This is a genomic window from Aquabacterium sp. A7-Y (assembly GCF_026153205.1).
Lineage (GTDB): Bacteria > Pseudomonadota > Gammaproteobacteria > Burkholderiales > Burkholderiaceae_C > Caldimonas.
On the sequence record NZ_JAPFBW010000001.1, the window covers coordinates 29,856 to 49,804 of the forward strand.

Sequence of the window (19,949 nt, forward strand, 5' to 3'; positions counted from 1 at the left end):
GCCAAATGGCAATGTGAGACGCTGCAGCTCCCCTTGTTCTCGGGGAGGACGCACATCAGTCCGGGCGAGAGGTGTTGGAAACGGCGGGCTGCGACATCTAGAGGTACTCGACGCCAGGCCTGGCTGACGCGCCTCTCTCCACATGACGCCCAACATGCCAGTACTGCGTAGAGCACAGTAGCCGTTTCTTGCCGCTGCAAACTCTCTCAGATTACAAGGCGTCGTCGGTGACTTACCCTCCGCCCGAACCAACTCGTTTCCGCACGCCGAACAGGTGATCGGTTGACCGTGCAGGGTGGATGCTTTCTGTTCACGAGGGTAAGCAGCCCACCTTTGTCGCTCGATCCTGACGTTCCCCGTTCACAGAAGACAGTCGGGCGCACGCCTCCCACACCACGGCGCCGGTTGGCTCTGCGGGTTCAGCTTTTCTCTTGGTACCCCGAGCTTCGTCGTTACACGCATTTGATGCTCGGACGTCGCCCTCCGCCATGACCTCCAGGCGTCCACCGTTGATCCTCACTGCAACGGGAGAGCCGGTGGATATCGCGCTCCTGTTTCCAAGCAAGACCAACATGAACTGCTACTTCAGGGAGATCCATCAATGCAGAGTCAAATCGCAGCGCGACTATTCCTCTTAGTTCTCGGATGTCTCATCGTTGGTGCCAGTGCGAGCGGTCAGACGGCACCGCCCATCGTCATCGGTCAGACCACGGCGCTCACGGGAGGGGCGTCGGCATCAGCACGTGAGATGACCGCCATCGCCAACCTCTACTTCGAGTCCATCAACTCCACCGGGGGCATCCGCGGGCGCCCAATCAGCTTGGTCACGCTAGACGACGGATACGAGCCGGCGCGATCGGCCGCCAACACCAGCCGTCTCATCGAGGAGTACGGAGCGATTGCGCTGTTCCTGTCTCGGGGGACAGCCACGACGGCCGCGATGTTGCCGGTGCTCGCTCGGCACAAGGTCCCGCTCATCGGCCCGTCCACCGGGGCCATGAGCTTGCACAGGCCCTGCCATCCGTATGTGTTCAACGTCCGTGCCTCGTATCAAAGCGAAGCCTCCAAGGCTGTGCAGCAGATCGTCGGCATGGGACTCCGCCGGTTTGGCCTCATCTATGTCGACGATGCCTTCGGCACCGATGCCGTTGCAGGAGTGAAGGCAGGCCTGGGGAAAACCGGCGCGCAACTGGCCTACGCCGAGAAGTTCGACCGAAAGGCGACCGACTTCAGCCGGGTCGTCGATGTGGCTGTGAAGGCAGATGCCCAGGCCCTGCTCATCATCGCCACCAACGAGCCGACGATCGCGCTGATCCGCGAGTTCCGAAGGGCTGGGGGGCTCGGCCATGTGGTCACCCTAAGCAACAACGCTTCCGGAGGCTTTATCGCTCAACTGGGACAGCACGCGGCAGGCGTCATCGTCGCCCAGGTCTTCCCGCCGGAACGACGCATGGACATCCCCCTGGTGGCAGAGGCAGCGCAACTGCTGCGTCGCTCCAAGGAGTACAAGACCGTGAGGGTCTCGCCTGCGATGCTGGAAGGCCTGGCTTCCGCGAAAGTGCTGGCTGCGGCACTGCGCGCCGCAGCGAAGCCGACGCCGCACCACCTCATCGAGTCTCTTCAGAGTGGGACGCCGTTCGACGTCGGGTGGCCGGGCCACAACGTGACGTACTCGGCGACCGAGCATACCGGTCTGGAGTGGACCGACCTCTCCATCGTGTCTGCCAGCGGCCAGTTCCGCAGGTAGCTCAGTCGGGCGGCAGCGGTCGGCAAGGGGCTGCTGCCAGGAACCGCTACAGGTCGCGTCACTCTGCCTCGCTGTCAGGGATCACAGCTTCCTTTTTATGCAGCGGTCGCTGAACCTGCCGGCAGACGCTTCGAACACCTATCCCTGGAACCCGACACGGAGTACCTATGACCGTTCCCACCCACCTGAACCCGCCCGACGGCGTCTCGCGCAGGCGGTTCCTCAAGGCCGGCGCCTGTGCTTCCGCGCTCGCATGGCCCGGCGTGAATCTGCTAGCTGCCCCCTGGCCGACGCGTCCCGTGACCCTGATCGTGCCATTTGCGACCGGGGGGGGCACCGACGCCTTCGCCCGTCCACTGAGTGCCATGCTGACGCGCCAACTCGGCACGCAGGTGATCACGGTGAACCACGGTGGGGCCGGCGGCACCCTGGGAGCGACCGTGGCCTCCAAGGCGCCGCCCGATGGCTACACCTTCCTGCTGGGCGCCGTGCATCATGCGATCGCGCCCAGCGTGTACCGAAAGCTGTCGTACGACATCGAGACCGACTTCGTGCCGGTCGGGTTGGTGTCCAACGTGCCGCAGGTCGTCGTGGTCAATCCCGGACGTGTGCCGGTCTCCGACCTCAAGAGCCTGGTGGAGCATGTGCGTAAGCGCCCGGGCAAGCTGAACTACGGATCGGCCGGGACCGGCACGAGCCACCATCTGGCCGGCGAGTTGTTCAAACAACAGACCCGAACCTTCATCACGCACATTCCCTACCGCGGCGCCGGCCCAGCCCTGCAAGACCTGATCGGCGGCCAGTTGGACCTGATGTTCGACGGGCTCGGGTCGTCGGCGTCTCACATCAAGAGCGGACGCATCCGGGCGCTTGCGGTCGCTGCGTCCGAACGCGCACCGGCCTTCCCCGATGTGCCGACTACTGCGGAGGCCGGCCTCCCGGGCTACCAGGTCTCCACCTGGTACGGCTTGTGGGCTAAACGAGGGACGCCGGCCGACATCCTGGAGCAAGTGCAGGCGGAACTCGGCAAAGCGCTCGGTACAGCCGAACTGAAGAAGACGTGGAGCGAGCTGGGAACAGAGACGCCACATCTCTACGGCGACGCATTTGGACGGTTCGTGCATACCGAAATCGCGCGATGGAGCGAGGTCGTCAAATCCGCTGGGGTCCAGCTCGACGCATGACACGGCGGTGGCGGCGTGGTCTGACGCGTTGGGTCGGCGTGTGCTCGTCACCCGTGGTCAGGTTGCAATGCCGACAGGAACATCCATGGCACCCAGCACTTTCATGTGCTCCACCGATACTGCTAGCTGCATCGCGCCTGCATCGGCGTAGGTTGCGCCTCACCCGCATGTCGATGAACGGCACTATCGCCACTTCGGTTGCCGTAAGGACGGCCATGCGCATCTTCTCCTTCCCTCCTTCGGCAGGTCTCTTTATCCTGTCCAGGCGGCAACCGCCGCAAAGGCGCTGGCCCGAGGTGGTAGCACACCCCGAGCCAGCTAACCACAACCAACTTGCACAGGAAGTCACTCGTGGCTGAGATCAATCATAGGCCCGGCGAACCATCGCCCACAAGGAAGCTTGAGAAGAACGAGCGGTACACCACCGTGACCGGGATGTTTCGCGGGTACGAGCGATCGCCGTCGTCGTCACCGGGCGTCTACGAGCGTCCGACGGAGAGAAAGGTCCCTTGGATACGCCTCGGCGGCAAGTGGCTCGAAGAAGCGGGCTTTGACATACAGGCGCGTGTCCGTGTTCGGGTCATGAACGGGTGTTTGGTCCTAACCACGGACTGATCAGGCCAACCGACGGCGGACGGCTGTTCCTCTTCCGCATCGAGCCTTGTCGCCCGAGACAGGCATCGGTGCGGAAGGTGAGGGCAGTCCGACGCGCCAGGCATTCACAGCATGAAAAAAGCGATTGTCTGAGGATCCAATGCGGTCCAGGGCGTCAACACACTGGGGCCCCGGGAAGGCAGCCGGCGGAGGCCGCTTCGGTCAAGGCTTCATCTCCTGCGCGCTGCCAGTCGCTAAAGATTTCTCGCATCGCTGGCTCGACCGATACGAGCACTGGATTGTTGTCCGCTCGCCGTCGCAGCACGGTCAGGGGCTGGCAGCGGGGAGCCTTGTCGAGAGCGCGCAGCACGACCTGCCTGGGCCGGTGGACCCCGACAGTTGCAGGCACCAGTGCGACGGCCAGGTGGGCTGCAACTACGTCCAGCACACCGTGCACCGTGGCGGCTTCGTAGTGGACGTAAGGCTGATATCCCGCTTCTGTGAAGAGCTCGCTCAATCTGCTGGACTGCGCCAGCCACGGCTGTTCGGTGAAGGCGGCAAACCTGTCCTCGGCGAACTGCCGCAGGTCCAGCGTGCTTTGCTGTGCGCGGGGGTCCTGGCAGTGCAGTGCGATGCAGAGCGTGTCGTCGAGCTCGCACACGACCGAGATGGCCGCGTGCCTCGGCGGGATGCAGGCAATGCCGAGGTCGATCTCGTCGGTGAGGAGCGCTCCGACCTGGTCGCTGCTTTCCATCCCGCGCACATCAATGTCGATGCCGGGGTGGTTCACGCGAAGCCGGGCGGCCAGTTCGGGGAGCACCGTTCCTGTGGCGGTCGGAACCAGTCCAATCCTGAGGCAGTGAATTTCGTCGGCCTTTGCGCGGCGCGCTAAGTTCACCAAGCGTCCCATCGACGTAAGTTGCACGCGCACCTCGGGCAGCAACGCCTTGCCAGCTGCGGTCAGCACCACGCCCCTTGCATGGCGGGCGAACAGCAGCACGCCAAGTTCTTCCTCCAACTGCCGGATCTGCTTCGAAAGGGCCGGCTGAGCGATGAACAACTTTTCCGCTGCGGCGCTCAGGCTGCCTGATTCGGCGACCGCTGCAAAGTAACGCAGATGCCTCAATTCCATTCGACCTCCCATAACTGGTTGGCATGGGTCCCAGACGACATATGTCGTTGAAGTACGGGCCCAAGTCGGCGAAAAATAGCGCGTACTTAGGGAGGCGGCAATGAAGCAACTAGGCTTGATCGGGACGACGTTGGTGGCGTCGCGGCCCCTGCACGATGGTCAGGCGAATGCACGGCTCGCCATGCTAGTTCAAGTCGAGTTGCCTGCGTCTGAGATCTACTGCTTCGACCTCGTTAAAGGGGGCGCGATCAGCGAGGAACATGGCGGCGGTACCGGGTTCCACAAAGCCGGCAGAGGCAGTTGCCGGCGGTGGCTCACAGCGGTCAGTCGCACGCGCGCCACGCCGAGCTGAGCGAACGCATGAATCGAAAGATTTGATCTCCGCGATCACGGTCGTGGGGTAGGGAAACCTTTGCCTGCGGGTTGCGCAGGCTTTCGGAAGGAGAAGCATGCTGGACGATCACGCGCAGTACGGGTTCTGGTGCTATGCGACGCTCGCCCCTGGGCTGACGTGGAGAGGCAGACGAGCTTGGTACCGCCAGCTGGAGATGCAACTGCAGTCGGAGGGCTTTGCAACCGGCCTCCACCGCTCGGTGATGGTCGTGCTGGACGACAGCTCATCGGTGGGCCCTCGTTACCGCTACCAGCTGGTTCACACGCTGCTGCGGGACCCGCTCTTGATCGCCATCCAGGTGGGCAATCTCGTGCCTTCTTTGCAGTTCGACGTCAATGGCAGAACGGGGACCTGGGTCTGGGAAGCGACCGGGCTGCCGCGTGGACTCTGCAATCAGTTCGTCAAGACGACCTTGCACAGCATTCACTGTGGCGCGACACGGGCCAGCCGTGCGAAAGCACGACGCCATACACGTGGGCCGAGCCCGCGGTGGCCGCCTTCAACACCGCCGCCGCAACTGGCGCACACCGGGCTCGATGCGCTGAGGCTATAGGACCGATTACTGCCTGTCGCACTGCAGCTTACAAGGCCAGCACGAGCGGGGGATCAGATGGACGCGCTTGTATCTCCATGAGCCCAAAAAGCGCCCATCGAGTCCTTCCCTGTGGGAGCCTGTCTCTTTATCCTGTGGGCGCGGCGGACGCCGTAAGGGCGCCGACCCGAAGGTGCGGGAACACCTCGGGCCGGCTAACCACAACCAACTTTCACAGGAAGTCAATCGTGGCTGATGACAATCATAGGCCGGGCGAAGCCTTGCCCACAACCAAGCTCGAGAAGCACGAGCGATACCTCAGCGTCAATGGCGCATTCCTCCCGCATGACCGCACCCGCCAGCCCCCGGGGACTGCCGATACGCCGGTGCCGTGGGTTCGCCTGCGGGGGAAATGGCTGAGGGACGCGGGTTTTGAGGTCGACGCGCAGGTTCGGGTGCGCATCATGGCCGGGTGCCTGGTGCTGACGACGGATTAGGAGGGCAAACGGGCCGCGGAGGCGGCCCATCCTCCTCGGCGACCCTGTGGCGTCTACGTGCCTCTCCGAGCGTTGTCCACCATGGCTGTGGACAAGTTTGTGAGCAGGCGGTGCAGAGCCGTTCTCGTGGGGCTCCTGGAGACGCTTCTCGCTGTGATGCTGAAAGTTTTAGCAGGGGCCGTTGCGACAGACAGGGAAGTAGATTTCGTGGTCGTTGTGCTCTTGACGCCAAGGGTGCACGAGCAACGCGTTCAGCGTGTCCTACACTGTCGACAGGCCCTCGGCCCGTCAGACGTGGGCAAGACCGATCGCTCGGGACCCACGATCATGGCAGGCATCCTTCTCAGCTTTCTTCGCGAACTCGATGCTGCTCTCTCAGAGCATGAGACGGCTGATTTGAGAGCACTGAAGGAGGAAGACCTTCTCTCCCTGCACTTTGGTCTCGGCTTGCACATCCGCAACACCTTCATCCATCCGGCCACATCCCGGTTGGGCAATTTGCTGCGCGACGAATGCATGGACCCGGACAGCGCGAGTACGTGGCTCACTCGGCTGTATCGGGATCATGTTCAAGGCTACCCACTGACGATGGATCGCCTCGCGATGGTGCTGCAGCAGGCGTTCGGGCATCTCCGGGACGATGAGGTTGCGCAGCTAGCTGATCGGCTTCTGCGCACCGACACGGATCCTTAGGAGAACCCGTTCTTCGTCGGTTGCGGGCGTCGCTTTGACATCAAGCGGGCTGCCGCTCATCACCACGCTGGTTCACGACGCGCCCGGCTCTTGCCCCACAGTTCCGGCATCAGGTGCCTCAGCGCCAGCGGTACGTCTACGCGGGCGCCCCGTCTTTGTGCCAGAGCTGGAGGTCCTCTTCGAGGCGGCCTTGGATTTGGTTCGCCCCTTGGTCGTTCGAGAAATCTTCTTGGCAGCTGGCGTCTTGCCCGCGGCGGACTTGCTTGCAGCGCGCCGCTTCGTTGCCGGTGCGGTTTCGCTTGAGGTGTCGGCATCGCCAGACGACCCCGACGCCGTGAGGAAGGAGTCGAGCGTTTCACCTCGCTCTAGAGCCTGCCGTAGTCAGCGTGGCCGAAGACGGCGGCCGGGACGACTATTGCCGTGCGCGCCTTGGTGCTTCGGCACTGGAGCGCGTACGTTGGGGCGAAATCCCTACCTTGATCCCGCCTTCCCGTTGCTGCGTCTACTTCCCACTACGATCGAGTTCTCGTTATCCGCATAGCGAGAAGGGGAGGTGATGCCGACATTCGAAGCCAAGGCCGGTGACGGACCAACAAGAGAACGTTTGAGCTTCAGGGCGCGTCATCGTCCGCAGGAGGAGCCCCAGGAGGGTCCCCTAGATTCACGGAATCCGTTTACCCCGGCATCTTTGAACGTCTTGCACAAGGAGCTGTGGGAAACCGGTGTGCGCCCCTACATTGAGGACCTTGGGTGGCTTGTCTCCGTTAAAGGCAGGCTCTGGGTACCCGGGGCAGATGAGACTCACTACGAGAGACACTACAAGGTCCCGCTCGAACTGGACGGTGAGACCACCTATGTGAGCGTTGGGAAGAAGCTGATCTCGGCGCGCAACATTCAGGCAGGCGACTTTGTTGTCGCGACAGGCCGGATTGCCGCGTCTTCGTATAAGGGCGAGATGCAAGTACGGCTTGATGTCGTAGACGTCCAGCGTGCCGAGTCCCCCGAAGAGGCCGAACGCCGTCACGAGGAAGAACTGACGTTTTCAGCGGCAAAGGCCCTTGGAGTTCGGCGCTATCCGTTTCCTCTGAAGGAACGCCTCACGATCTCCCTGATTTGCTCCCCTTCTAGCCAGGTTCGGGAAGACTTTGTGCGGGCACTTGGCCCGGCTCTGGACTACATAGATATGGAGCATCTGAGCGCGGCCATGAACGATGCTCGTGCCATTGCCAAGAAGATTGATGCTGCAACGGGCGACATCATTGCTCTGGCCCGTGGAGGTGGGGCAGTTGAAGAGCTAGCGCTACTGAACTCTCGCTCCCTGGCTGAGGCGCTTGCGAGAAAGAACGCGTTTCGGATCGTGGGGCTTGGCCACAGCGGAGACTCGAGCCTCCTCGACTATGTGGTCGACTATGCTGCTGATACACCGACTTCTGCCGGTTTCTTCATCCGCGACCAATTGGCGGCGTTCATCGAAATGCGAGAAGCCCATCAGCGGCACACGTTGCGAGAGACGCAAGCGGTCGCAGAGAATGCGCAAGCACGGGTTGACGCATACGCCGAAGATCTCAAGGTTTCAGCGCAGGCCCAATCCGCTATGCAGGGCCGCCTGGATGAACTGCAGCAGCAACTGGAGCGCTGGAAGGGGGAGGTCCGTCAACAGAAGTCCGAATCGCAAAAAGCGTCGCAATCCACAGCGGTCCTGGCAAAGTTGCTGCTCGCCGCTCTCTCCGTCATCTTGTTGCTTTCTTTCGGCTTGTATCTCAAACACTAGCGTTCCCAGCAGAGTTACTCTGGCGGGGCGATGCTGTATGAGAAGCGTATCCGCGGAGACGATGCGTCATGGCTACTCCTCGCCTGTATTCGGTGGTGGCTGCCCGCCGGGACGCTGCGAATTCAAGCGAGAGGGACCAATTTCAACGATCAACATGGCACACAGTGCGAGTGCGAAGAAGCTCAAACCGCCATAGTAAGCCGCGTTGATATAGGCATTCCAAGCGCGAATCGACGCGTCGAGCGTCTTCATATGATGTTGAGCGACGCGACAGGCCACCTCATGTTCGCCCGCCTTCCTACAGTCGGTACTGTTGTTCACCGGCTGCTTGATCACGTACTCGGCTTCGAACTTCAGCTTGTGTGCCTCTAAGTCTTTCTCGTACATGGTCGGTGCCAGCTGTCCGATTGAGATAACGGCCGAGGCGACAAGGACAGTTCCGACTCGAACAAAGTTCTTCGGAGCGTCGTACTTTTCAAGAACTAGTCGTAGATGTTCCCAAGCTGACAATTTGTTCTCCTGCTTGAGTTCGGGATACCGGACTTCCCCGGCGCGGGACTAACTGGGTTTTGCTGCTTCTGCGCTAGAGGGGTTGGCAATATTGCAGTTCACCCTAGCAGTCAGGTTCCTGAAGCAGCCCAAGGGGGGACCGATTTGGCCTGGGTTAGCCGAGAGGGCCCGGGCCTCCTGTCCAGTCGTGGTTGATGATAGGCCGAGCGAAGCATCGCCTGCAACACCGATCCCCAAGCACGAGCGGTTCATCACCGTCTCATCGATGTTCCGAACGCATGAAAGGGCGGCGCATGGTCTCCGGCCTCAAGTTGTTGAGACGAAGGTCCCCTGGATTCGCCTGCAGGGCAAGTGGCTCGAAGCCGCAGGCCCTGGTCCTCAGGCCCGCGTGCGCATCAGGATCATGGTCGGCTGTCTGGTCTTGACTGTGGACTGAAGCAACAACTGCGGGGGACCCGAACCTTAGGCTTCGGCTGCCTGGGACACCGCGTCCTCAGGAGCAGCGATCGGCACCGTAACTTCACGTGCAGACGATTCCGTTGCTGAGCGTCGCGTCTTAGCCACTGGCTTGGTCGCAGCTTTCGGAGCTGCCGCACGTTTGCGGCCCTGCTTGGGCGTGACATCCAAAGCCGCAGCGCCCGCCTTCGGCTTCTTCCCCGACGCATTGACCTGGCGTCCCGGTTTCTTGGCCGTAGCCTTCTTCACTCCCACGCGCCGCTTCTTGGCAGGAGCCGGAGCAGCGCCGTCGCCCGTCGCGTTGGACTGGCCCGGTGGCTTCGCGAGGAACGACTCCAGCGCCTCACCGCTTTCCAATGCAGCTCGGAGCCATGCCGGACGGGGACCCCGGCCGGACCAGCTGTTCCCGTTGCCGTCCTGGTACTTCGGCGCTACCGACGCCGACGCTTTTCGCCCTTGCTTCTTCGGCGCGAGTACCTTCTGCTCACTCCCGAACACGTCCTCGGCGGTAAAGCCGTAGAGCGCGATCTGCTTCTTGATCTCCTTCAGAACGCCGGCCCCTTCCTTTCGCTTCGCCGCCTCCATCTGGCGACGCAGGGCTTCCATCTGTTCTTGAAGTTGCGCGTAGGTCTTCAGCATACAAAGGCTCTCCACGTCTGAAACGCGTGAGCATACTTGAGTGGCCGGCTGACGATTTGGGGACGATCGGTCCCACAGCGATGTATAACTCGGTCTCCCGCTGCAGTGCTGTAAGTTGTGGCGGGGGGGGCGTCCGTCCAAAAGCCGAAGCGGGTAGGCTTCGGTCTGAGAGCGTGCATGGCTATCAAGCACATGGATGCGACAGGTCCACACGGGAGGAGACGCGACAATGACAGTAGAACCGGCGGCGCCCGAGCCCGCCGCAAATCCCGCCGCGGGTGCCCCACCACCGGAGCAGAGGACGCCCAACAAGGGCAGCGGCATCAACTGGAGTTGGATCGGGCACCTCGGTCTGGTCTCCGCGTTTCTCGGCTTTGTTGGGCTTGTTGTAGGGCGCGTGTACACCTGGTCGTACCTCGAGACGGCCGGTGTGCCCACCCAGTTCTTCTCGTACTCAACGCAGGATTTGATCTTCTTTGGGTATCTCAGCCTTGCCGCCGATTTCCAGTCTGCAATCCTGTTGCTGGCGGGGGTGCTGTTGGGGTGGGGCTTGCTCATAGCCTTCTTCACGGCGTTAGCACCGTGGGCACGTTTCGTCCTCGTAAAGCAGTGGATTCCAGCAATGCAGCAGTGGCGGCTTTGGAATTTCTTGGCCCGCTGTCTGGGGCGTGCAGCGCTAATTGGCACGCCTTTGCGCCGACTCGCAGCATGGGCGCACCGCAATCGCGCCGGAGTTGCGGAGCTGAGTGGCCCTCGTCGTCGGAGGGTGCCGGATTGGTTGTGGATACTTACGGGCGCCGGAGTCGTTGGGGCATTATTCCTACCGGCGTCGATCTGTTGGCTGCTAGTCCGTGTAGCCTTCCACGAAGGCAGAAGCCAGTTCAAAGATGAGTTGGCGGCGTATCAGCGCGGAGACTCAGCTGTGCTGAAGAAGCGCAACCTGCGCCACGTCATTGTCGAGCGAGAGCAGGCGGAGGGAGTACGGACCGTCGCGGGGCTGATGGTGCAGGCGACCGCCGAAACAGTAGCACTGCACAACGGACGTGCCCTGGAGATCGTCAAAGTGGATAACAAGCTGCGATGCCTGCGCTCCTACCCAGCCTGGGATCGTCCGAACCTGGACGCTACGGTGAACTGCGGCGCGGAGGCGAAGCCGGGGGCGAGCAAGACCAAGCCTGAGCCGCATGCAGCAAGCGAGGCAGTGCGAAACGTCGACACCCGGGAAAAGACCGACTGAAGCCCGCGCACGCGCTTCTGGCGCTGCTCCATCGACCCCGCACCTGGTGGCGTCGGCACGCAAGCCTTTAGCTACCGTCAGTCCTGGCTCTGCTACGCGCTGGCAGGACCCCTTTCGCTGCCTCCATCGACGGGGCAGCGCTGACCATCAGAGTAGGCTGGACTGCGGGGGCGGAGCCTTGGGCGACACCTTATCCGGGCCCGCATCGAAGCTCTCGGACGGGGGGAGCACGAGGGCGGAAACAGCCTCCTCGACCGTTCCCCGTAGCCAAATCTCAAATGCATCGGGATGAAGCGGCACCACAGCACGCTTGTCCTGCATCGTCTCCGGACGATCTGGGTCTGGTCGGTGCATGCGTCGCAAGAGGGGATGGTCATCGCAGTTGAGCGTGACCATCGTGTAGCTCTCATGGACCTCGCCTGTTTCCTTGTCGATCCAAGTATTCCACAGCCCAGCCATGCCCCACGGCTGGCCATCCGGCCGACGAAAACGCCACCACTGGTTCTTGCCGGTCTCCCAGTTCGGTTCCAGGTAAGACCAAGCGGGAATGATGCAACGCTGACCACGGGCCCAGGGGGCCTTGTAGGTAGCGAGCTTATGAATGGTCTTGAACCGGGCGTTGTTCGTCAGGATCGTGCGTTGGCCTGGTTTCTTCGCCGGCTGCGGCGTCTTGGCGAACCAGCCTATGAGGCCCCATTGGCCGAACACTTCCTCAAGGTTTCCGTCTTCCCTTGAAGGGCGGATGAAGACGCCTGGGCCGAAGGGGCCAATATCACGTGCGAAAGGAGCGGGACTTTCCACCGACCGACCTCCGGCTTCTCGGAAGTGCCAAAGCCCGTCCGCACGAGACGGGTTGTACTGATTGCACATGAACCGATCGTAACCGGCACAGTGCGCTCTTGGGGCAGCAGTGCACCGCGACCCGCTTAGATTTGAGGACGGTCAGGCAGCGACCCACTCCGCTGACAACGACTCCGCCTGCCGCAAGACCGTCTCCGTCGCCTCCTCCTGCCGGTCCGGCGGGTACTTGTAGCGACGCAGCAACGTCTTCACCATCACGCGAAGCTTCGCCCGCACAGTCTCACGCTTGGCCCAGTCGACCGTGACCGACTTCCGTAGATTCTGCGTCAACTCCACGGCGATCTTCTTGAGCGTCGCGTCGCCTAGCTCGCGTACCGCAGCCTCGTTCATGGCTAGCGCGTCGTAGAAGGCCGCCTCGTCGCTGTTCAAGCCGAGACGCTCGCCGCGCTGCGCCACCTCCTGGAACCGCTTGGCCATCTCGATAAGCTCTTCAATGACCTGGGCCGTTTCGATGGCGCGGTTGCGATAGCGCGTCAGGCTCTGCTGCAGCAGTTCGGAAAACTTGGCGCTCTGCACCACATTGGTCTTGAAGCGCGACTTGATTTCGCCCTTGAGCAAACGCTCCAGCAGTTCGACCGCCAGATTTCGCTCTTTCATATGGCGCACGTCTTCGAAGAACTCGTCCGACAGCACGCCGATGTCCGGCCGCTTCAGGCCGGCTGCGGAGAAGATGTCGATGACCTCGTCGCTGACCACCGCGCGGCTGATAATTTGACGCAACGCGTGTTCCTTCTGTTCATCGGTCAGCTTCTTGTCGGTGCCGGCGTGCTTGGTCAGCGCTGCTTTCACCGCCTGCAGAAAGGCCAGTTCGTCGCGGTAGGCCAGAGCGTGGTCGAGCGTGCAGCACAGGGCGAACGCTTTGCTTGCGGCCAGCACAGTGTCGGCGAAGCGCTTCTTGCCGTCGTCCAGACCCAGTACATGGTCTGCCACCGTCGGCAACAACTGCCAGGCCTTGCTGCGAAAATCGGCAAAGTCCACACCATGCAGCATGTCGTGCAGCACGTCCATCTGCTCCTGCAGCACCGCTAGCGCTTCGTGGGCATCAACGGTGGGCTTGCCGCGCCCGTGGGCCTGGGTGTAGTCCGCCAGGGCCGCCTTCAGCTCGTTCGCGATGCCGATGTAATCGACCACTAGGCCGCCGGGCTTGTCCTTGAAGACGCGGTTCACCCGTGCGATCGCCTGCATCAGGTTGTGGCCGCGCATCGGCTTGTCCGCGTACATGGTGTGCAAGCAGGGCGCGTCGAAGCCGGTCAGCCACATGTCGCGCACGATGACCAGCTTGAACGGGTCGGCCGGATTCTTGAATCGTGTTTCCAGGCGCTTCCGCACATCCTTTGGGTAGATGTGCGGCTTCAGCAGTGCCTTGTCTGAGGCCGAGCCCGTCATCACCACTTTGATGGCGCCCTGCATCGGGTCGTCGCTGTGCCATTCGGCCCGCAGCGAGACGATGGCGTTGTACAGATGCACACAGATGTCCCGACTCATCGCCACGACCATCGCCTTGCCGTCCATGGCGGAGAGACGATTCTCGAAGTGAGCGACGATGTCAGCCGCGACCTTCTGGATGCGCGGTGGCGCACCGACCAGTTGCTCCAGCGCCGCCCAGCGGCGCAGCTTGGCTACTTTGGCGGCGTCGCCTTCTTCCTCCTCGGTCAGCTCGTCGACTTCGCTGTCGAGCTGGGTGACGTCGGCTTCCTTCAGCTCCAGACGGGCGAGGCGGCTCTCGTAGTAGATGGGCACGGTGGCACCGTCGCGCACTGCCTGCTCGATGTCGTAGATATGCACGTAGTCGCCGAACACGGCGCGCGTGTCACGGTCGTCGAGGCTCACTGGGGTGCCGGTGAAGGCCACGAAGGTGGCGCCCGGCAGCGCGTCGCGCAGGTGCTGAGCGTAGCCGTACCGCACCGCGCTCGTAGCCTGGTACTCGGCTGGCGACCCGGCTGCTTTGAGCGTCTGCCCCTCATTGGCCGCCAGGCCGGCTGACTTGGCCTTGCCGCCCACCAGGCGCGCCTCGAAGCCGTACTGGCTGCGGTGCGCCTCGTCGCAGATGACGACGATGTTGCGCCGGTCCGAGAGCACGGGGAAGGTGTCCTCGTCCTCGCCCGGTGTGAACTTCTGGATGGTCGTGAAGATGATACCGCCGGAGGGCCGGTTGGCCAGCAACCGGCGCAGCTCCGGTCGGGTATCGGCCTGGGCCGGCGTCTCGCGCAGCATCTCGCTGGCGGCGGCGAACACGCCGAAGAGCTGGTTGTCCAGGTCGTTGCGGTCGGTCACCACCAGCAGCGTCGGGTTGCCCATGTCCGGGTGAGCCATCAGGGCGCCGGCCAGGCAGGTCATCTCGATGCTCTTGCCGGCTCCTTGCGTGTGCCACACCACACCGCCCTTGCGGGTGCCACCAGGCACCGAAGCCCGCAGCACGCTCTCAACCACCGCCCGCACCGCGTGGAACTGGTGGTAGCCAGCGACTTTCTTGACCGGCCGCCCATCGTCCTCGAACAGCACGAAGTGGCGTAGGTACTCCAACAGCAACTCGCGTTGGAACAGGCCCAGCACCAGCGTCTCCAGCTCGCGCATGGTGCCCAGCGGGTCGGTGGTGACTCCGTCAATGGTGCGCCAGGCCATAAAGCGCTCGCGGTCGCTGGTGAGCGAGCCCATGCGCGCCTGGATGCCGTCGCTGATGACTTGCAGCACGTTGGCGTGGAACAGGTCAGCGATGTCCTGCTGGTAGGCCTGGATCTGATTCCACGCGGCCCAGATGTCGGCATCCTCGTCGCCCGGGTTCTTCAATTCGAACAGCACCAGCGGCAGACCGTTGACGAACAGCAGCACGTCGGGCCGGCGGGTGAGCTTCGGGCCCTGCACGCTGAACTGGTTGACGGCCAGCCAGTCGTTGGCCTCCACGTCGCCGAAGTTCAGCAACCGCACGCGGTCGCCGCGCGTCTCGCCGTCCTTCTGGAATTCCACCGGCACGCCGTCCACCAGCCAGCGGTGCACCTGGCGGTTGGCGTTGACGAGGCCCGGCACGTTGGGATTGAGCACCCGGCGAAGCGCGTCGTCGCGGGCGCCGGCCGGGATGTGCGGGTTCAGCCGCGCGATGGCCTCGCGCAGCCGACCGGCCAGCACCACCTCGCGATAGCTCGCGCGCTCGGTGCCCGGGGTCCTGGCATCGGGCGGGGAGATGTCGGGGCCGTGGGCGGTAGCCCAACCCAGGCCGGCCAGCCATTCAAGCATGGCCTGTTCGACAGCGTCCTCGCTGATGCCGCTCATTTCGCTTCCCCTCCACTCGGCCGCGCCTGCGGTTTCGCTGCGCGCACTTGTTGGTAGTTCTTCGTCTCGAACAAAAACTCTGACAGGGTGACTGCCGTGTGCACCGCCAACTTGGCGTGATGCCGACTCGGTCGGTAAGAGGTGGCGTGCGCATCGCCCATCTTGTTGCGCACGGCGGCAAGACCACCAATGACGCTGACAAGCCCGGAAAGAATCTGCCGTAGCGAATCCGAGATGTCCTCGCGCTCCGGCTCCAGATGAAGGTGCTTCTGCACGCGCTTGTACAACGCTCGTAGATTGCCGTCGTATTCCGGCGCCTGGGCGTCGAACTCCTTCTCGATGCCAATCAGAACGCTTTCGACCAGGGAGCGCGCATTAGTGATAGCCCCCGAGTAGTCTCCCTCGGCCAGCTTCCCTTCGCATTTGCGAATGTTGTCGTCGATGGCGAGCTGAGTCAGCTCGTGCAACACCTTGGCGGGCAGTTCCAGCTTGACCGAACCGGCGGACAGCTCGCGAACCTTGTATGTGAACCCGTCCTTGACCACCTCGAAGCCATCGTGCTTGAGGTGGTCGTTGACCTTGGCTACGACGACGTCCACGTCGAGCTGATGCTTCAGAAATGCCCGAGGGTCGAGTGCCGTCTTGATGATTTGCTTCATCACGGCTTGCCCGTTCAATTCCCGCAGCTTGTCCTGAGCATAGATTCGCCGCGTCGGAAAGCCTCCGCCAGTCGGATACACGTCCCGTCCACCGAATTCATTGAAGAATTTCACGAGCTGCGGGCCACTTCTGTAGGGCGAACCGTCCATGTCACCGGCAATGAGGTTGCCCAAGAACTCAATGGTGTACTCGGAAATTTTCATCGCGACCTGCCTGCGCTATGCCAGTGCTCTTTCGAGCTGGGCTTGGGCTTCGGGGAGGCGGAGCTTGCCGGAGATGAGGCGGGGGAGCAGCGAATCTCTCAGAGCTTCAAGCTCAGCGATTGGTGCGGCATAAACACGGTCAATAAGAGGGCGCACCAGCTCGAAGAATCTCTCGAAAATTGCTGGCGGTGCCGTCACGACCATCTCCGAATCGAGGAAATGCTGGGTCTGGAAATTAGCAAGGCCCGTGCTTTGGACTTGGTAGTTCCACATCTTGCCGGCCTGATAGATTTGGGCGAGGTGACGCGCAAGCACCAGCGCAGTATGGGAGTCTTTCGCTCGAAACAGTCTGCAGAAGCTTGTAGGGACCGCAGCAGCCCCGAGCTTGGCGAGGAGGTCGCGTGTAACGTAGAGCGAGCGTCCGGTGGGTTGCGTTTTGCTGCCGCCGGAGACTTCAATTACCAAGTCGCCGTCATGCAGGAGACGCTTTGCAGCCTTTCTTGGACTGACGAAGCGTCGAGGGACTGCTTGATAGCGACCCGCGCAGATGTCTGGGATGTCGGTGCCCCTGATGACGGTAGCCGGCAAAGAGCAGTCGACGCTCTCTGCCTCGGAACCCCAGTCACCACCTATCGCATGCGCCAAGAGCGAGCCAAACGGCTTGGCTGTCCACCCCTTCGGAATCAACCCGAGTGCCGATTCCTCGAACTCGGCGGGGAACAACGCCGCCGTGTCCGCGTCCATGCCTTCGGGCTCGCGGCCCTCGGCCTTTGCACGTACGGGGTCGAAGTCGATGAACCAGCTCTTGAACACGGCTTGGGCGATGGATTCGAGGGTGGCGTTGGTTTGTCGGAAGAGCAGCCAGCGCTCGTCAATAGAACCGAGTAGGTTCGCAATCTCACGTTGCTTTGAGAGAGGTGGTAGAGGAATCTTGAACTTCGAGCAGTCTCCCACTCGAATGTGAGACACAACGGACCCGGAGCCCTCGTGAGCTCCGAATTGATGCTGCAGCTGCGGAGAAAGAAAGGAATAGCAGAGGAATCTCGGATCCAACACCGACTTGTTGGCACGGTATTGCATCAGGCGCTGCCCAAGAAATATGGTTTGATTTCCTCGCACGAGGCCAACTTCTCCGATGGGAGCCTCGCGCGTAAGTACAACATCGCCGTCTAGGACAGCGGCTCGTCGTGTCCACGTCCGGAATGTTGACTCGTCGACAAACTTGCAGTCGGTCAAGTCAATGAAGCCGCGTCGCACGTTGGTCGTGCGAATCATCTTGTAGGGCGTCTGAAGGTCGACGACCGGCGCGGTCTTATTCACGCAGTCGACGATTAGGTCGCAGCAGTCGGCGACCGGAACCAGCGGCCACTCAGACTGCATATCCGAGTTCTCCCAGCTTTTCCCGAATCACAGCATCCAACTCGGCCCCTTTCGCCATCTGCTCGGCGAGCTGGTTAGTCAGCCGGTCCATCTTCTCGTTGAAGGTATCGTCGTCGTCCTTGGCCGCCTCGGCACCTACATAGCGTCCCGGAGTCAATACATGACCGTGCTCGGCAATCTCGGCTAACTTCACCGCACGGCAGAAGCCGGCCACGTCAGCATAGGGCTCGTTGGCACCATCCTCCCCATCGGCGCGCCAGCGGTGCACAGTGGCCGCGATGCGCGCCACGTCCTCGTCGTCGAACACGCGGTTCACCCGCGTTGCCATGCGGCCGAGCTTACGCGCATCGATGAACAGTACTTCACCGCGCCTGTCGCGGCCACGCCTGCCGCTCGGCGTTGCCACGCAGCTCTTGTCCTTGGTCAGGAACCACAGGCAGGCCGGAATCTGCGTGTTGAAGAAGAGCTGCGGCGGCAGCGCAACCATCACGTCCACCACGTCAGCTTCGACCATCGCCTTGCGGATGGCGCCCTCGTTGTTCTGGTTGCTGCTCATGCTGCCGTTAGCCAGCACCACACCGGCCTGGCCGCGCGGGCTCAGGTGGTGCAGGATGTGCTGCAGCCAGGCGTAGTTGGCATTGCCGGCAGGAGGCGTACCGTAGGCCCAGCGCCGGTCCTCAAAAAGACGCTCTCCGCCCCATTCGCTGTCGTTGAAGTGCGGGTTCGCAAGGACGTAGTCGGCCCGCAGGTCAGGGTGCTGGTTGCGATGGAAAGTGTCGGCAGGCTCCGTACCCAGGTCCACTGCGAAGCCTCGGATGGAAAGATTCATCTGGGCCAAACGCCATGTCGTCGGATTTGACTCCTGACCGTAGATGCTGATGTCGTCGACCTTGCCGCCGTGCGCCTCAATGAACCTCTCGCTCTGCACAAACATGCCACCCGAGCCGCAGCAGGGGTCGTAGACGCGGCCCTGGTGCGGCGCCAGCACCTCGACCAGCACCTTCACCACCGAGGCCGGCGTGTAGAACTGGCCGCCCTTCTTGCCCTCCGCGCTGGCAAACTGGCCGAGGAAGTACTCGTAAACCTCGCCGAGCAGATCCTTCGCCCGATGGCCCTCGCCGAAGCCGATGGTCGAAATCAGGTCCACCAGCTCGCCCAGCCGGCCCGGTTCAAGCTGCGTGCGTCCGAAGCGTTTGTCGAGGATGCCCTTCAGGCGCGGATTGTCGGCCTCGATGGCTTCAAGCGCGGCGTCGATGCGTACGCCGATGTCCGCCTGCTTAGCCTGAGCGCGGATGGCGTCCCAGCGAGCCGAGGCCGGCACCCAGAAGACGTTGGCCATGGTGAAGTAGTCGCGCTCATCCAGCGCCTCGGCGTGGTCCGCCGCGTCTGGCAGATAGAGGTCGCCCGCTTTGTCGTTGAACGCGGCCAGGAGCTGGATGCGGCGCTCATCGAAAGCATCGGAGATGTATTTGAGGAAGATGAGGCCGAGGACGATGTGCTTGTATTCGGCGGCATCCATCGAAGACCGCAGCTTGTCGGCGGCGGCCCAGAGGGTCTTTTTCAGGTCTTGATTCATGCGTTGGGGTCAATCGCTCTTGGCTACGCCTGCAATCTTGTCACAGCTTCGAAGGGCAGTTCTTTTTGTAACTCATAGGCGGCCCTCCGCGTCATGGCGACCTTCGGACGTCTCGGTACTGTCACAGCGGACGCGCTCTGAGCCACTTCCGCCTGAACGGGCGAAAGCCGCTGATTGCACGTTGCTAGCCGTCGGTCAATGTTCGAGTTGCGTGCTGAGGGCCGTCGGCCACTGGTGACCTGTACGCAGTCGAGGCTTCTCCTGGTACACCAAGACCTTGGAAAACCGCTCTATTTGACCCTCGCGTAAGTCCGCGTCAGCAAAGGACTTCTGCGTAGGCCGGGCGGAAAAAGTTGCCCTACTTTTTAGAGAAGAGAGAGGAAAAGAGAGTCGAAACGAGGCAAAAAGGGCGGAGAAGGGCGCGGGCGTGGCCTACGCAGAATGGCCCGGAACCCCGCACCGGCGCGGGAAACGCCCAAAGCAAAACGCCCAACCGAGAGCGGTTGGGCGTTGTGTCTTGGTGCCGGTGAAGAGAGTCGAACTCCCGACCTTCGCATTACGAATGCGCTGCTCTACCAACTGAGCTACACCGGCAAAGAGACCGAGATTCTAGCAG

At 62.3% G+C, this 19,949-nt stretch carries 17 protein-coding genes and 1 tRNA gene; 9 read left to right on the plus strand and 9 right to left on the minus strand.

The window, feature by feature from the left end:
* Window positions 1–601 precede the first annotated feature (601 nt).
* The 3 genes from OOT46_RS00155 (at window position 602) to OOT46_RS00165 (ending at window position 3,546) form a co-directional block, all read left to right on the plus strand.
* On the plus strand, window positions 602–1,747 hold the full coding sequence (locus tag OOT46_RS00155; RefSeq protein WP_265401546.1) for an ABC transporter substrate-binding protein: 1,146 nt from the start codon (window positions 602–604) through the stop codon (window positions 1,745–1,747).
* Window positions 1,748–1,914: 167 nt separating this feature from the next.
* Window positions 1,915–2,931, plus strand: coding sequence for a Bug family tripartite tricarboxylate transporter substrate binding protein (locus tag OOT46_RS00160; protein WP_265401547.1), 1,017 nt, complete (start codon window positions 1,915–1,917; stop codon window positions 2,929–2,931).
* Between the two features lie 351 nt (window positions 2,932–3,282).
* A complete protein-coding gene (locus tag OOT46_RS00165; protein WP_265401548.1) occupies window positions 3,283–3,546 on the plus strand; it encodes a SymE family type I addiction module toxin in 264 nt (87 codons plus the stop codon).
* Window positions 3,547–3,700: 154 nt separating this feature from the next.
* Here OOT46_RS00165 and OOT46_RS00170 read toward each other — a convergent pair whose 3' ends face one another.
* Complete coding sequence (locus OOT46_RS00170) at window positions 3,701–4,657, minus strand: LysR family transcriptional regulator (protein ID WP_265401549.1); 957 nt, start codon at window positions 4,655–4,657, stop codon at window positions 3,701–3,703.
* Between the two features lie 449 nt (window positions 4,658–5,106).
* Here OOT46_RS00170 and OOT46_RS00175 point away from each other — a divergent pair, with 449 nt between their 5' ends.
* From OOT46_RS00175 to OOT46_RS00190, 4 genes are all read left to right on the plus strand, one after another.
* Window positions 5,107–5,604, plus strand: a complete 498-nt coding sequence (locus OOT46_RS00175; protein ID WP_265401550.1) for a hypothetical protein — start codon at window positions 5,107–5,109, stop codon at window positions 5,602–5,604.
* Window positions 5,605–5,831: 227 nt separating this feature from the next.
* Window positions 5,832–6,080, plus strand: a complete 249-nt coding sequence (locus OOT46_RS00180; protein ID WP_265401551.1) for a SymE family type I addiction module toxin — start codon at window positions 5,832–5,834, stop codon at window positions 6,078–6,080.
* Between the two features lie 294 nt (window positions 6,081–6,374).
* Window positions 6,375–6,773, plus strand: a complete 399-nt coding sequence (locus OOT46_RS00185) for a DUF6794 domain-containing protein (protein ID WP_265401552.1) — start codon at window positions 6,375–6,377, stop codon at window positions 6,771–6,773.
* Window positions 6,774–7,329: 556 nt separating this feature from the next.
* Window positions 7,330–8,544, plus strand: a complete 1,215-nt coding sequence (locus OOT46_RS00190; RefSeq protein WP_265401553.1) for an exodeoxyribonuclease VII large subunit — start codon at window positions 7,330–7,332, stop codon at window positions 8,542–8,544.
* Window positions 8,545–8,616: 72 nt separating this feature from the next.
* Here the strand turns inward: OOT46_RS00190 and OOT46_RS00195 are convergent, their stop codons facing one another.
* Entirely contained in the window at window positions 8,617–8,931 is a 315-nt protein-coding gene (locus OOT46_RS00195) for a hypothetical protein (protein WP_265401554.1), read from the minus strand.
* A 310-nt stretch (window positions 8,932–9,241) separates the two neighbouring features.
* On the opposite strand from OOT46_RS00195, the gene OOT46_RS30850 reads away from it, so the two are divergent.
* Window positions 9,242–9,490: a SymE family type I addiction module toxin gene (locus OOT46_RS30850; RefSeq protein WP_416136125.1), complete on the plus strand. Its 249-nt coding sequence runs from the start codon at window positions 9,242–9,244 to the stop codon at window positions 9,488–9,490.
* A 26-nt stretch (window positions 9,491–9,516) separates the two neighbouring features.
* Here OOT46_RS30850 and OOT46_RS00200 read toward each other — a convergent pair whose 3' ends face one another.
* Window positions 9,517–10,149 carry an H-NS histone family protein gene (locus OOT46_RS00200; RefSeq protein WP_265401555.1) on the minus strand — a complete coding sequence of 211 codons (633 nt, stop codon included), beginning with the start codon at window positions 10,147–10,149 and terminating at the stop codon, window positions 9,517–9,519.
* A 229-nt stretch (window positions 10,150–10,378) separates the two neighbouring features.
* Between OOT46_RS00200 and OOT46_RS00205 the strand changes: the two genes are divergently transcribed.
* Window positions 10,379–11,386: a hypothetical protein gene (locus OOT46_RS00205; protein WP_265401556.1), complete on the plus strand. Its 1,008-nt coding sequence runs from the start codon at window positions 10,379–10,381 to the stop codon at window positions 11,384–11,386.
* Window positions 11,387–11,533: 147 nt separating this feature from the next.
* Here OOT46_RS00205 and OOT46_RS00210 read toward each other — a convergent pair whose 3' ends face one another.
* The 6 genes from OOT46_RS00210 to OOT46_RS00235 all read right to left on the minus strand — a co-directional run bounded on the left by OOT46_RS00210 (window position 11,534) and on the right by OOT46_RS00235 (window position 19,927).
* Window positions 11,534–12,187, minus strand: a complete 654-nt coding sequence (locus OOT46_RS00210) for an SOS response-associated peptidase family protein (RefSeq protein ID WP_265401557.1) — start codon at window positions 12,185–12,187, stop codon at window positions 11,534–11,536.
* 141 nt (window positions 12,188–12,328) lie between these two features.
* Complete coding sequence (locus OOT46_RS00215; protein WP_265401558.1) at window positions 12,329–15,514, minus strand: type I restriction endonuclease subunit R; 3,186 nt, start codon at window positions 15,512–15,514, stop codon at window positions 12,329–12,331.
* On the minus strand, window positions 15,511–16,377 hold the full coding sequence (locus tag OOT46_RS00220; RefSeq protein ID WP_265401559.1) for an abortive infection family protein: 867 nt from the start codon (window positions 16,375–16,377) through the stop codon (window positions 15,511–15,513). Before OOT46_RS00220 ends, OOT46_RS00215 begins: the two co-directional genes overlap by 4 nt.
* Before the next feature lie 15 nt (window positions 16,378–16,392).
* Window positions 16,393–17,757 carry a restriction endonuclease subunit S gene (locus OOT46_RS00225; protein WP_265401560.1) on the minus strand — a complete coding sequence of 455 codons (1,365 nt, stop codon included), beginning with the start codon at window positions 17,755–17,757 and terminating at the stop codon, window positions 16,393–16,395.
* A complete protein-coding gene (locus OOT46_RS00230) occupies window positions 17,747–19,333 on the minus strand; it encodes a type I restriction-modification system subunit M (protein ID WP_265401561.1) in 1,587 nt (528 codons plus the stop codon). The genes OOT46_RS00225 and OOT46_RS00230 overlap by 11 nt, the downstream gene beginning before the upstream one ends.
* Before the next feature lie 518 nt (window positions 19,334–19,851).
* A tRNA-Thr gene (locus tag OOT46_RS00235) sits at window positions 19,852–19,927 on the minus strand.
* Window positions 19,928–19,949: the final 22 nt, after the last annotated feature.

Excerpts from the sequence above, each read along its gene's own strand:
- OOT46_RS00155 (WP_265401546.1), top strand. The coding sequence starts at position 602 with ATGCAGAGTCAAATCGCAGCGCGACTATTCCTCTTAGTTCTCGGATGT.
- OOT46_RS00160 (WP_265401547.1), top strand. The coding sequence starts at position 1,915 with ATGACCGTTCCCACCCACCTGAACCCGCCCGACGGCGTCTCGCGCAGG.
- OOT46_RS00170 (WP_265401549.1), bottom strand. The coding sequence starts at position 4,657 with ATGGAATTGAGGCATCTGCGTTACTTTGCAGCGGTCGCCGAATCAGGC.
- OOT46_RS00175 (WP_265401550.1), top strand. The coding sequence starts at position 5,107 with ATGCTGGACGATCACGCGCAGTACGGGTTCTGGTGCTATGCGACGCTC.
- OOT46_RS00190 (WP_265401553.1), top strand. The coding sequence starts at position 7,330 with ATGCCGACATTCGAAGCCAAGGCCGGTGACGGACCAACAAGAGAACGT.
- OOT46_RS00195 (WP_265401554.1), bottom strand. The coding sequence starts at position 8,931 with ATGTACGAGAAAGACTTAGAGGCACACAAGCTGAAGTTCGAAGCCGAG.
- OOT46_RS00200 (WP_265401555.1), bottom strand. The coding sequence starts at position 10,149 with ATGCTGAAGACCTACGCGCAACTTCAAGAACAGATGGAAGCCCTGCGT.
- OOT46_RS00205 (WP_265401556.1), top strand. The coding sequence starts at position 10,379 with ATGACAGTAGAACCGGCGGCGCCCGAGCCCGCCGCAAATCCCGCCGCG.
- OOT46_RS00215 (WP_265401558.1), bottom strand. The coding sequence starts at position 15,514 with ATGAGCGGCATCAGCGAGGACGCTGTCGAACAGGCCATGCTTGAATGG.
- OOT46_RS00220 (WP_265401559.1), bottom strand. The coding sequence starts at position 16,377 with ATGAAAATTTCCGAGTACACCATTGAGTTCTTGGGCAACCTCATTGCC.
- OOT46_RS00225 (WP_265401560.1), bottom strand. The coding sequence starts at position 17,757 with ATGCAGTCTGAGTGGCCGCTGGTTCCGGTCGCCGACTGCTGCGACCTA.
- OOT46_RS00230 (WP_265401561.1), bottom strand. The coding sequence starts at position 19,333 with ATGAATCAAGACCTGAAAAAGACCCTCTGGGCCGCCGCCGACAAGCTG.